This is a genomic window from Enterobacter sp. Taxon_2, assembly GCF_058355295.1.
On the sequence record NZ_CM178024.1, the window covers coordinates 3,356,616 to 3,369,630 of the forward strand.

Annotated in this window: 10 protein-coding genes; 7 read left to right on the top strand and 3 right to left on the bottom strand. The window is 58.0% G+C overall.

From position 1 onward, the window contains the following. Positions 1-120 precede the first annotated feature (120 nt). The 4 genes from ubiG (at position 121) to yfaE (ending at position 4,967) form a co-directional block, all read left to right on the top strand. Positions 121-849, top strand: a complete 729-nt coding sequence (gene ubiG / locus AC4IC4_RS15920; RefSeq protein WP_032646594.1) for a bifunctional 2-polyprenyl-6-hydroxyphenol methylase/3-demethylubiquinol 3-O-methyltransferase UbiG — start codon at positions 121-123, stop codon at positions 847-849. A 347-nt stretch (positions 850-1,196) separates the two neighbouring features. Continuing rightward, the gene (gene nrdA, locus AC4IC4_RS15925; RefSeq protein ID WP_032646595.1) at positions 1,197-3,482 is read left to right on the top strand and encodes a class 1a ribonucleoside-diphosphate reductase subunit alpha; all 2,286 of its coding nucleotides are present in this window, start codon (positions 1,197-1,199) and stop codon (positions 3,480-3,482) included. A gap of 100 nt (positions 3,483-3,582) precedes the next feature. Then, complete coding sequence (nrdB, locus tag AC4IC4_RS15930) at positions 3,583-4,713, top strand: class Ia ribonucleoside-diphosphate reductase subunit beta (protein ID WP_023312514.1); 1,131 nt, start codon at positions 3,583-3,585, stop codon at positions 4,711-4,713. After that, complete coding sequence (gene yfaE / locus AC4IC4_RS15935; protein WP_023325749.1) at positions 4,713-4,967, top strand: class I ribonucleotide reductase maintenance protein YfaE; 255 nt, start codon at positions 4,713-4,715, stop codon at positions 4,965-4,967. The genes nrdB and yfaE overlap by 1 nt, the downstream gene beginning before the upstream one ends. Positions 4,968-5,066: 99 nt before the next feature. Here yfaE and glpQ read toward each other — a convergent pair whose 3' ends face one another. Together glpQ and glpT are read right to left on the bottom strand one after the other, a co-directional pair. Further along, on the bottom strand, positions 5,067-6,125 hold the full coding sequence (gene glpQ, locus AC4IC4_RS15940; RefSeq protein WP_061714729.1) for a glycerophosphodiester phosphodiesterase: 1,059 nt from the start codon (positions 6,123-6,125) through the stop codon (positions 5,067-5,069). A gap of 11 nt (positions 6,126-6,136) precedes the next feature. After that, entirely contained in the window at positions 6,137-7,489 is a 1,353-nt protein-coding gene (gene glpT, locus AC4IC4_RS15945; RefSeq protein WP_024908206.1) for a glycerol-3-phosphate transporter, read from the bottom strand. 251 nt (positions 7,490-7,740) lie between these two features. Here glpT and glpA point away from each other — a divergent pair, with 251 nt between their 5' ends. Genes glpA through glpC form a run of 3 tightly spaced genes read left to right on the top strand, consistent with a single transcriptional unit; the run spans position 7,741 to position 11,763 of the window. Next, positions 7,741-9,369 (top strand): anaerobic glycerol-3-phosphate dehydrogenase subunit A, encoded by a 1,629-nt coding sequence (glpA, locus tag AC4IC4_RS15950; RefSeq protein WP_491471496.1) that lies wholly within the window; start codon positions 7,741-7,743, stop codon positions 9,367-9,369. After that, entirely contained in the window at positions 9,359-10,576 is a 1,218-nt protein-coding gene (gene glpB / locus AC4IC4_RS15955; protein WP_491471497.1) for a glycerol-3-phosphate dehydrogenase subunit GlpB, read from the top strand. The genes glpA and glpB overlap by 11 nt, the downstream gene beginning before the upstream one ends. Then, a complete protein-coding gene (gene glpC / locus AC4IC4_RS15960; RefSeq protein WP_061714727.1) occupies positions 10,573-11,763 on the top strand; it encodes an anaerobic glycerol-3-phosphate dehydrogenase subunit GlpC in 1,191 nt (396 codons plus the stop codon). Before glpB ends, glpC begins: the two co-directional genes overlap by 4 nt. A 33-nt stretch (positions 11,764-11,796) precedes the next feature. Here the strand turns inward: glpC and AC4IC4_RS15965 are convergent, their stop codons facing one another. Beyond that, positions 11,797-12,996 carry a nicotinamide mononucleotide deamidase-related protein YfaY gene (locus tag AC4IC4_RS15965; RefSeq protein ID WP_024908210.1) on the bottom strand — a complete coding sequence of 400 codons (1,200 nt, stop codon included), beginning with the start codon at positions 12,994-12,996 and terminating at the stop codon, positions 11,797-11,799. Between the last annotated feature and the right edge of the window lie 19 nt (positions 12,997-13,015).

Consider the following 13,015-nt stretch of genomic DNA (forward strand, 5'->3'; position numbering starts at 1 on the left):
CGGATTCAAAGGTCGCAAATTATAACACAGCCGAGGTGATTGAGGTAAACCTATACGCTTTATTCACGGGGATTGCCTGATATACTCATTCGTCTTGCTAAATAAGGAGTAAAAGCGCCCATGAATGCCGAAAAATCCCCGGTGGTTCACAACGTTGACCACGAAGAGATTGCCAAATTTGAAGCGGTGGCGTCCCGCTGGTGGGATCTCGAAGGTGAGTTCAAACCGCTGCACCGTATTAACCCGCTGCGTCTGGGCTATATCGCGGAGCGTTCCGGTGGTCTGTTCGGTAAGAAAGTGCTCGACGTCGGCTGCGGCGGCGGCATCCTGGCTGAGAGCATGGCGCGCGAAGGGGCGAATGTTACGGGCCTGGATATGGGCTTTGAACCGCTGCAGGTGGCCCGTCTTCATGCGCTGGAGTCCGGTATACAGGTGGAATACGTGCAGGAAACCGTAGAAGAGCACGCGGCAAAACACGCCCATCAGTACGATGTGGTGACCTGCATGGAGATGCTGGAGCACGTTCCCGATCCGCAGTCGGTGGTGCACGCCTGTGCAAAACTGGTAAAACCGGGCGGCCAGGTCTTCTTCTCAACCCTCAACCGCAACGGTAAAGCCTGGCTGATGGCCGTCGTCGGCGCGGAGTATGTTCTGCGCATGGTGCCGAAAGGGACCCACGATGTGAAGAAATTCATTAAGCCTGCAGAGCTGTTAAGCTGGGTTGATCAGACGTGGCTCAAAGAGCAGCACATCATCGGCCTGCACTACAATCCGCTGACCAATAAATTCAAACTCGCACCGGGCGTTGATGTTAACTATATGTTGCACACAACCGCCAAAAACGACTAACGTCATTCGTTATTCTTATAAAGATTGCGCGACATCATGTTGCGCAATTCTGACCTCTCGTTGAAGAAATCAGCACTCGATCAAATTTTGAATTTTTTTTCTTAATTATTGACATGTCTTCCAGGCCTTACGGTACGAGGACTTAGCCTTTTTTACCCTTTCACAACCTCAATTTAACGTCAAAATCAACCCTTGTGCTGAAAAGAATCGATACTAGAATACTCACCATATAGCGTTTTTCTTATCGCAAACCCCCTATATGTAGTATTTATCCACAGAGTTAGTCACAAGACGGATCTGTGGATAAGCGGGGGATATTTTTTATTTCACGGACAGGTAAAACCCACATGAATCAGAGTCTGCTGGTGACAAAGCGCGACGGTACTACCGAGCGTATCAATCTGGACAAAATCCATCGAGTTCTCGACTGGGCAGCAGAAGGACTGAACAACGTATCTATCTCCCAGGTTGAACTGCGTTCTCATATTCAGTTCTACGACGGCATCAAAACGTCTGATATCCACGAAACCATCATCAAAGCGGCGGCAGACCTCATCTCCCGCGAAGCACCGGATTATCAGTACCTCGCTGCACGTCTGGCGATTTTCCACCTGCGTAAAAAAGCCTACGGCCAGTTTGAGCCGCCGAAGCTTTACGATCACGTGGTGAAAATGGTTGAGCTGGGCAAATACGACACGCATCTGCTGGAAGACTATACGGAAGAAGAGTTCGAGCAGATGAACGGGTTTATCGATCACTGGCGCGACATGAACTTCTCCTACGCGGCGGTGAAGCAGCTCGAAGGCAAATACCTGGTTCAGAACCGTGTAACCGGTGAGATCTACGAAAGCGCCCAGTTCCTCTACATTCTGGTGGCCGCCTGCCTGTTCTCAAACTACCCGCGTGATACCCGTCTGGATTACGTGAAGCGTTTCTACGATGCGGTATCGACGTTCAAAATTTCTCTGCCGACGCCAATCATGTCTGGCGTGCGCACCCCTACCCGTCAGTTCAGCTCCTGCGTCCTGATCGAGTGTGGTGACAGCCTGGATTCCATCAACGCCACCTCCAGCGCCATTGTGAAATACGTTTCCCAGCGTGCAGGTATCGGCATCAACGCCGGCCGCATCCGTGCGCTGGGCAGCCCGATTCGCGGCGGTGAAGCGTTCCACACCGGCTGTATCCCGTTCTATAAGCACTTCCAGACGGCAGTAAAATCCTGCTCTCAGGGCGGCGTGCGCGGCGGTGCTGCGACCCTGTTCTACCCAATGTGGCACCTGGAAGTGGAAAGCCTGCTGGTCCTGAAAAACAACCGTGGTGTCGAAGGCAACCGCGTGCGTCACATGGACTACGGCGTGCAGATCAACAAGCTGATGTACACCCGTCTGCTGAAAGGTGAAGACATCACCCTGTTCAGCCCGTCCGACGTTCCAGGCCTGTATGACGCATTCTTTGCCGATCAGGACGAGTTTGAGCGTCTGTACACCAAATACGAAAAAGACGACAGCATCCGCAAGCAGCGCGTGAAGGCGGTAGACCTGTTCTCCCTGATGATGCAGGAACGTGCCTCTACCGGCCGTATCTACATCCAGAACGTTGACCACTGCAACACCCACAGCCCGTTTGACCCGGTTGTTGCACCAGTGCGCCAGTCTAACCTGTGCCTGGAGATCGCCCTGCCGACCAAACCGCTGGAAGACGTGAACGACGAGAACGGCGAAATCGCGCTGTGTACGCTGTCCGCGTTCAACCTGGGCGCGATTAAGAGCCTGGACGAGCTGGAAGAGCTGGCCGTGCTGGCGGTTCGTGCCCTCGACGCCCTGCTGGACTACCAGGATTACCCAATCCCGGCCGCTAAACGCGGTGCGATGGGCCGCCGTACCCTGGGTATCGGCGTGATCAACTTCGCCTACTGGCTGGCGAAAAACGGCAAGCGTTACTCCGACGGCAGCGCTAACAACCTGACGCACCAGACGTTCGAAGCGATTCAGTACTACCTGATGAAAGCGTCCAACGAGCTGGCGAAAGAGCAAGGCGCGTGCCCGTGGTTCAACGAAACCACCTACGCGAAAGGCATTCTGCCGATCGACACCTACAAAAAAGACCTGGATGCGATCGTCAGCGAGCCGCTGCATCTCGACTGGGAAGGGCTGCGCGAGTCCATCAAGACTCACGGACTGCGTAACTCAACGCTTTCTGCCCTGATGCCGTCCGAGACCTCTTCGCAAATCTCTAACGCCACCAACGGTATCGAACCGCCGCGCGGCCACGTCAGCATCAAAGCGTCGAAAGACGGCGTGCTGCGTCAGGTCGTACCGGACTACGAAACGCTGGGCAACAACTACGAGCTGCTGTGGGAAATGCCAAACAACGACGGCTACCTGCAGCTGGTGGGTATCATGCAGAAGTTTATCGACCAGTCGATCTCTGCCAATACCAACTATGACCCGACGCGCTTCCCGTCAGGCAAGGTTCCGATGCAGCAATTGCTGAAAGACCTGCTCACCGCCTACAAGTTTGGCGTGAAAACGCTGTACTATCACAACACCCGTGACGGTGCGGAAGACGCGCAGGACGACCTGGTTCCGTCAATTCAGGACGATGGCTGCGAAAGCGGCGCATGTAAGATCTAAGCACTTCGCCGGGTGGCGCTACGCTTACCCGGCCTACGGTTTTGTAGGCCCGGCAAACGCAGTGCCGCCGGGCAATAAAATCTCAACAGGACTCACCGCAATGGCATATACCACCTTTTCACAGACGAAAAACGACCAGCTCAAAGAGCCGATGTTCTTCGGCCAGCCGGTCAACGTGGCACGCTACGATCAGCAAAAATATGACATCTTCGAAAAGCTGATTGAAAAGCAACTCTCCTTCTTCTGGCGCCCGGAAGAAGTGGATGTCTCCCGCGACCGTATTGACTACCAGTCGCTGCCGGATCACGAAAAGCATATCTTCATCAGCAACCTGAAGTACCAGACGCTGCTGGACTCTATTCAGGGCCGTAGCCCGAACGTGGCGCTGCTGCCGCTGATCTCCATTCCAGAGCTGGAAACCTGGGTGGAAACCTGGGCGTTCTCCGAGACGATCCACTCCCGCTCTTACACCCACATCATCCGCAACATCGTGAACGATCCGGCGGTGGTGTTTGACGATATCGTCACCAACGAGCAGATCCAGAAGCGCGCGGAAGGCATTGCCCATTACTACGACGAGCTGATCGAGATGACCAGCTACTGGCATCTGCTGGGCGAAGGCACCCACAACGTGAACGGTAAAACCATTACCGTGAACCTGCGCGCGCTGAAAAAGCAGCTGTATCTGTGCCTGATGAGCGTTAACGCGCTGGAAGCGATCCGCTTCTACGTGAGCTTCGCCTGCTCCTTCGCCTTTGCCGAGCGCAAGCTGATGGAAGGCAACGCCAAAATCATCCGTCTGATTGCCCGCGATGAAGCCCTGCACCTGACCGGTACCCAGCACATGCTGAACCTGCTGCGCAGCGGTACGGACGATCCGGAGATGGCGGAAATCGCCGAAGAGTGCAAGCAGGAGTGCTACGACCTGTTCGTACTGGCGGCTCAGCAGGAGAAAGAGTGGGCAGATTACCTGTTCCGCGACGGCTCCATGATTGGCCTGAACAAAGACATCCTGTGCCAGTACGTTGAGTACATCACCAACATCCGCATGCAGGCTGTCGGTCTCGACCTGCCGTTCCAGACGCGCTCTAACCCAATCCCGTGGATCAACACCTGGCTGGTGTCCGATAACGTGCAGGTTGCGCCGCAGGAAGTGGAAGTGAGCTCTTATCTGGTCGGTCAGATTGATTCTGAAGTCAACACTGACGACCTGAGCAACTTCCAGCTCTGATGCCACGCGTCACGTTAAGTCTTTCCGGCACTGAGGTACTGTGTCGGGAGGAGCACCCTTCTCTGCTGGTGGCGCTTGAGGCGCATCAGGTAGAAGTAGAGTACCAGTGTCGTTCCGGCTACTGCGGCTCCTGCCGCTGCCGTCTGGTCGCAGGCCAGGTAGACTGGCTGACCGAGCCGCTGGCCTTTATCAACGAAGGGGAAATTTTGCCCTGCTGCTGCCGGGCAAAAGGCGATATCGAAATCGAGATGTGATTGCCCTTATTCCCTCTCCCTGTGGGAGAGGGAATAAGGGCATCAGGCCGCAGAGCCTGATTGTCGGGTGTCGGCCTCGCCTTACCCGACCTACAAAACCTACTTCCGGTGAATGAATTCAACCGCTTTATCCGGGAAATCCGTAAACAGTCCGTCCACGCCCGCCTGGTTATACAACACCTCATAAAGCTGATTCACATTCGTGGCATACGGCGGCAGCTGGTCTGCACGCACGGTATACGGATGCACCTGCATCTTGCTGTCGTGCGCCTCTTTCACCATCGCCGTCAGCTTCACGTGGCCCGGCGCTGAGCCCTCCGCCACCAGCATGTGATAATCCGGCCCGATGCCGTCGGCGTACTGCGCAATCTGCTTCATCGCCCCCGGCTTAAACATCCAGTCGTAGTTGTAGTTAACCCACTTCCCGTCCGGCTGTTTCTCCTGAGTTTCATTCCAGTCAGTGTAGGCAATCAGCTGCACCAGGTTGAGGTTCATGCCCATCTTCGGCTCCAGCTCGGTTTTGATGCGCTTCAGCTCGGCGGCATCAAAACACTGCAGGTAGACTTTGTCCTTCTTGCTGGTGTAGCCGTACTGCTTCAGCACCTCCAGCGTCTTCGCGGCAATGTCTTTCCCTTCCTGATGATGGAACCACGGCGCTTTGATCTCCGGGTAGATACCGATATTTTTACCGGTTGAGTGGTTCAGCCCCTGAACAAACTCAATCTCTTCCTGGAAGGTATGAATGCGGAAGTCAGATTTGCCCATCGGGAAACGTCCCGGATAGACCTGCACCTTCTTGCCGTTTTCAATCTCGAAGCCTTCGGTAAACTTCAGGGAACGGATCTCCGCCAGGGTGAAATCAATGGCGTAGTAGCGGCCATCTTTTCGCGCGCGGTCCGGGAAACGCTCCGCCACGTCCGTCACTCGGTCCAGATAGTGATCGTGCAGGACCACCAGCTGGTCGTCCTTCGTCATCACCAGATCCTGCTCGAGGTAATCCGCACCCTGCGCATAGGCCATCGCTTTCGCCGGCAGCGTATGCTCCGGCAGATAGCCACTCGCGCCACGGTGGGCAATAACGATTTTATCCGCCGCCAGCGCGGAGCCTGTCATCAGGCCCGCCAGCAGCAGGCCTGTCGCTAACTGAGTTAATTTCATCGTAAAGCTCCTTATTGACGACGTGCCAGCACTTCCGCGTGGTGACGTTTCTCACCGATCATCACAACAATCAGCAGCAGTACCGCCAGCACGCTACCGCCGATCATCACCATAAAGCCGCCGTCCCAGCCGAAGAAGTCAACGGTGTAGCCCACAATGGCGCTCGCCGCGACCGAACCGCCGAGGTAACCGAACAGGCCGGTAAAGCCTGCCGCCGTGCCTGCCGCTTTTTTCGGTGCCAGCTCCAGCGCATGCAGGCCGATCAGCATTACCGGACCGTAAATCAGGAAGCCGATGACGATCATGCAGGCCATGTCTACTGATGGATTGCCCGGCGGGTTAAGCCAGTAAACAACCGTCGCGATGGTCACCAGGGTCATAAAGAAGACGCCCGTCGCACCGCGGTTACCCTTAAACACCTTGTCCGACATCCAGCCGCAAAGCAGCGTGCCTGGGATCCCGGCGTATTCATACAGGAAGTACGCCCAGGAGGATTTATCCAGCGCGAAGTGCTTCACCTCTTTCAGGTAGGTTGGCGACCAGTCGAGGATGCCGTAGCGCAGCAGGTAAACGAACACGTTCGCCACCGCGATGTACCACAGAAGCTTGTTCGGCAGGACGTACTTCATGAAGATCTGTTTTGCGGTCAGCTCCTCTTCGTGCTCCTTGCTGTAATCATCCGGATAGTCGTTTTTGTACTCTTCAATCGGCGGCAGGCCGCAGGACTGCGGCGTATCACGCATCAGCGCGAAAGCGAAAATCGCCACCACGATGGCGCCAAAGGCAGGCATATACAGCGCAGCGTGCCAGTCGTTGAACCAGGCCATCCCCAGCAGGAACAGCAGCGGCGGAATACCGCCACCCACGTTATGGGCACAGTTCCACACCGACACGATGCCGCCGCGCTCCTTCTGCGACCACCAGTGCACCATGGTGCGTCCGCACGGCGGCCACCCCATCCCCTGGAACCAGCCGCAGAGGAACAGCAGCACGAACATGATGGCAATACTGGAGGTTGCCCACGGCACAAAGCCCATGAACAGCATCACCGCGGCCGCCAGGATCAGACCGGCGGGCAGGAACACGCGCGGATTCGAGCGATCCGACACGGAGCCCATGATGAATTTGGAAAAACCGTAGGCGATGGAGATCCCCGACAGCGCGAACCCCAGATCGCCGCGGGAAAAGCCCTGCTCCACCAGATACGGCATGGCGAGCGCGAAGTTTTTACGTACAAGGTAGTACGCCGCGTACCCGAAGAAGATCCCCAGGAAGATTTGCCAACGCAGACGGCGATAGAGCGGATCTATTTCTGCCTCTGGCAGACGCGCCCTGTGGGGCGCAGGTTTGAAGATACTGAGCATAACAGCCTCCGTGGCCTTGAAATGAATGAGCAGGTGGCTCGCACCTGAATTCCAGAGGCGGGGATGTTAAGAAATCACGGTGATTGTTACTGTGAATCAACGCACAGATTGTTACAGAAATATGACAGAATGCGCAAAAAAGCGCATGAAATCACGTTTCACTTTCGAATTCCGCGCGTTTATGTTCGAAATCAAACAAACCACAAAATTAATATGGCTAAATGATAAAAAACGAACATAGAGGGTAAACAATGACCATTCACGATCCTCGCTACAGCGATGTGATAATCATTGGCGGTGGCGCAACCGGCGCCGGGATCGCACGCGATTGCGCCCTTCGCGGCCTGAGCGTCACGCTTCTGGAACGCCATGATATCGCTACGGGCGCAACCGGGCGTAACCACGGCCTGCTGCACAGCGGCGCGCGGTATGCGGTCACCGACGCTGAATCCGCGCGCGAATGTATTGCTGAAAACCAGATCCTCAAGCGTATCGCCCGCCACTGCATTGAGCCGACCGACGGCCTCTTTATTACCCTTCCCGAAGATGATCTCGCTTTTCAGAACACCTTTATTACCGCCTGCAGCGCCGCGGGCATTCAGGCTGAGGCCATGGATCCGGCGCTGGCGCGGCGGCTGGAATCGTCGGTTAACCCGGCGCTTATCGGCGCGGTGAAGGTCCCTGACGGCACCGTCGATCCGTTCCGCCTGACCGCCGCCAATATGCTGGACGCCCGCGAGCATGGCGCGCATATCCTGACCGGGCATGAAGTGACCGGGCTTATCCGCGAAGGCCATCGTATCTGCGGCGTGCGGATCCTTGATACGCAATATAACGAACACAGCGAGCTGTATGCCGCCGTTGTGGTCAACGCGGCGGGGATCTGGGGGCAGCGGATTGCGGAATACGCGGACCTTTCGGTGCGCATGTTCCCGGCGAAAGGCTCGCTGCTGATCCTCGACCACCGCATCAATAACCACGTGATCAACCGCTGCCGCAAACCGTCTGACGCCGATATCCTCGTGCCGGGAGATACCATTTCGTTAATCGGGACGACCTCAACCCACGTGGACTACAGCGAGATTGACTACAACCGCGTCACCGCTGAAGAGGTGGACATCCTGCTGCGCGAAGGGGAAAAACTGGCGCCGGTGATGGCCCAGACGCGTATTCTTCGCGCCTACGCGGGCGTGCGTCCGCTGGTCGCCAGCGACAACGACCCGAGCGGACGTAACGTCAGCCGGGGCATCGTGCTGCTCGATCACGCCGAACGCGACGGCATGGACGGGTTTATCACCATCACCGGCGGCAAGCTGATGACCTACCGCCTGATGGCCGAGTGGGCGACCGATGCCGTCTGCCGCAAGCTGGGCAATACCGAACGGTGCGTGACGGCAGAACAAGCCCTGCCCGGCTCGCGTCAGTCCACCGAGAAGACGCTGCAAAAAATTATCTCCCTGCCCGCGCCGCTGCGCGGGTCCGCTATTTACCGCCACGGCGACAGAACGCCACAGTGGCTCGGTGAAGGACGACTGAGCCGCAGCCTGGTGTGCGAGTGCGAAGCCGTCACCGCCGGTGAGGTGCAGTACGCGGTGGAGAATCTGACGGTCAACAGCCTGCTCGATCTTCGCCGTCGCACCCGCGTCGGAATGGGCACCTGTCAGGGCGAACTGTGCGCCTGTCGTGCCGCCGGTCTGCTGCAGCGTTTTCACACCACCACCGCCACCCAGTCGCTCGATCAGCTCAGCGCGTTTTTAAACGAGCGCTGGAAAGGCATTCAGCCTGTCGCCTGGGGCGATGCCCTGCGCGAAAGCGAATTTACCCGCTGGGTCTACCAGGGGCTTTGCGGTCTTGAGAAGGAGCAACGCGATGAAATTTGATACCGTAATCGTCGGCGGCGGGCTGGCAGGCCTGCTCTGCGGCATCAAACTCACGAAGCAGGGGCTGCGCTGCGCCATTATCACCCGGGGCCAGAGCGCCCTGCACTTCTCGTCGGGCTCGCTGGATCTGGTGGACGAAGCGTACCGCGATAAGCTGCCGCCGGAGCACCCGTATCACCTGATTGGCGCGCAGCATATTGACCGCTTTGCGCTGGAAACCGAAGCGCTGCTGGCGGGCTGCGGCGCACGTCTGCAGGGCAGCGCCCGGCTCAATCACCAGCGCGTTACGCCGCTCGGCACCCTGCGTTCCGCGTGGCTCAGCCCGGAGGAGGTGCCCATTGCCCCCATTCGCGCGGGACGTGTGCGGGTGGTAGGGATTAGCGGCTTTCTGGATTTCCAGCCCCATCTCGCAGCGGCGTCGCTCTGTCGCCAGGGCGTTAACGCGGAAATGGCAGAGATAGAACTGCCCGAGCTTGATGTCCTGCGCGATAACCCGAGCGAGTTTCGCGCGGTGAATATCGCCCGTTTTCTTGATAACGAGGACAAATGGCCGCTGCTGTATGACGCGCTCAGGCCGCTCGGCGAAACCTGCGATGCCCTGCTGATGCCCGCCTGCTTCGGTTTACGCGACAACCGACTCTGGCGCTGGCTCTCGGATCGTCTGCCCTGCTCGCTCGGCCTGCTGCCAACGCTGCCCCCTTCCGTACCCGGCATTCGCCTGCATACCCAGCTCCAGCGTCAGTTTGTCGCGCAGGGCGGCGTGTGGATGGCGGGTGATGAGGTGAAAAAAATCACCCTGACCGACGGCGCGGTGAGCGAAATCTGGACGCGCAACCACGACGATATTCCGCTTCGCGCCCGCTATACGGTGCTGGCAAGCGGCAGCTTCTTCAGCAACGGACTGCTGAGCAGCCGGGAGGGCATCCGGGAAGCCATTATGGGGCTGGATGTTCGCCAGCGTGCCTCACGCGCGGACTGGTATCAGAGTGATTTCTTCTCGCCGCAGCCCTGGCAACAGTTCGGCGTGATTGTCGATAACCAGCTGCATCCGCAGCTTTCCGGTAAACCCGTCAGGAATCTCTTTGCCATCGGCTCGCTGCTGGGCGGGTACGATCCCATTGCCCAGGGATGCGGTGGCGGGGTCTGCGCCGTCACGGCGCTGTATGTGGCAGAGCAGATTAGCCAGCGCACGGAGGCTGAACAATGAACGACACCCGTTTTGAAAGCTGCATCAAATGCACGGTGTGTACCACCGTCTGCCCGGTCAGCGGCGTTAACCCACGCTATCCCGGACCAAAGCAGGCCGGGCCGGACGGCGAGCGCCTGCGCCTGAAGGACGGCAAGCTGTACGATGAAGCGCTGAAATACTGCATTAACTGCAAACGCTGCGAAGTCGCCTGCCCGTCGGATGTGAAAATCGGCGATATCATTCAGCGCGCCCGGGCGCGCTACAGCACGCAAAAACCGACACTGCGCGATGCGATCCTGAGCCACACCGATCTGATGGGCAGCGTCTCGACGCCCTTTGCCCCCATCGTGAATGCCGCGACCGCTCTCAAACCGGTGCGTCAGCTGCTGGATGCCACGCTGAAGATAGACCATCACCGCAGCCTGCCGAAATATTCTCACGGCACCTTCCGCCGCTGGTACAAATCCGTCGCGGCGCAACAGGCGCAGTACGCCGACCAGGTGGCCTTTTTCCACGGCTGCTATGTGAACTACAACCACCCGCAGCTGGGTAAAGATCTGCTGAAGGTGCTGAACGCCATGGGCACTGGCGTTCAGTTACTGAACAAAGAGAAGTGCTGCGGCGTACCGCTAATTGCCAACGGGTTTACCGATAAAGCGCGCAGGCAGGCTCAAAGCAATGTCACCTCCCTGCGCGAAGCCATTGTCGATAAAGGTATTCCGGTGCTGGCGACCTCGTCCACCTGTACCTTCACCCTGCGCGATGAGTATCCGCATCTGCTGGACGTGGATAACACCGGCCTGCGCGAGCACATCGAGCTGGCGACACGCTTCCTGTGGCGCAAACTGGATAGCGGGCAGACGCTGCCGCTGGGAAAATTGCCGCTGAAAGTGGTCTATCACACGCCGTGTCATATGGAAAAGATGGGCTGGTCGCTCTATACGCTTGAGCTGCTGCGGCTTATTCCAGGCCTGGAGCTGACGGTGCTGGATTCGCGCTGCTGCGGGATTGCGGGGACCTACGGCTTTAAGCGTGAAAACTACGAAACGTCACAGGCGATTGGCGCCCCACTGTTCCGTCAGATTGAAGAGAGCGGCGCGGATATCGTGGTGACCGACTGCGAAACCTGCAAGTGGCAGATTGAGATGTCCACCAGCAAGCGCTGTGAACATCCGATTACCCTGCTGGCGAAGGCGCTGGGCTGAACATGGCCGGGGCGAAAGGCCCCGGCACAGGTTTTACTCGATAAACAGCGACTCGACCACATGGATCCAGCCGTGCTCGCTGGCAACCTCTTTGCCATTCAGCCAGCGGCGCAGCATGTTCAACGCCATCATCGCGCAAACCTCCTGACGCACCGCCAGGCTATGGCGGGTGATGCTCATTTTAACCCGCAGCGCCCAGGTGCCTTCCGGCGTCGCCAGCGCGAAGTTAAGGTATTCCTCGTCCAGCCCCCCGACAAACAACGCCAGACCGGCAAAATGCTTCACCCTTCTCTCGGACGCCCAGCGGGCGGTTTGCGCGAGAGTCTCCTGCTGGAACGGCACCACTTCGCTGGCCAGCAGCGGCGCGTTGACGCGCGACAGCTGCAGCGCCAGCAGGCCACCGGTGAACTGCTCGCTTAAGGTCACGCTCAGCTGGCGCGCCTGCAGATGCGTCGCAATCTGCGCGGGCAACCCTTCCGTCCCTTCAAAGATCAGGCTTTCGCCCGCCACGCGCTGCACCTCTGGCCACAGGGCCAGCATCGCCTCTTTCTGTTCGGCCGGGCCTGTCAGCTTAAGTTCAATGATCGGCATGGAGGAGCGATAGCCCATGGACACGCCTGGCGGCAGCGGAAGATGATCGAGGCTCTGGGCCAGATCGCTTTCCGAGCGGCCAAAGGTGGTCAGACGCAGGCACAGCGGCGGTTCAGGCAGGGTAAAACGATCGCGAAGGCGCGGCAGGATCTGCTGCTCGACCATCACTTTAAATTCAGAGGGCACGCCCGGCGTAAAGAACATCAGGCAGCGGTTCAGCTGCATAGCAAACCCGCACGCGGTACCCACCGGGTTATCGACCAGTTCAGCACTGGCGGGAATTTCAGCCTGTTTGCGGTTGCTTGGGGCCATGACGCGGCCACGTTCGGAGAAAAAGCGCTCCATCTGCGAAAGCCACGCCTCGTGCAGCACCAGCCCTTCGCCTTTTGCGGTCGCGGCGGCCAGGGCGCTGAGATCGTCGCCGGTGGGGCCGAGTCCGCCGTTCACAATCAGCACGTCGCAGTGCTCGCTGCGCTCACGCAGAATAGCGACCAGCGACTCAAGATTGTCGCCTACGGTATTGCGGCGCGTTAACGGTAATCCTTGCTCAAAGAAAAGATCGGCCAGCCAGGCAGCATTGGTATCAATAATTTGTCCATGCAGCACTTCGTCGCCGGTGGATAACATCTCCACGTTAATCATTATGTTCTCCCGCTTATAT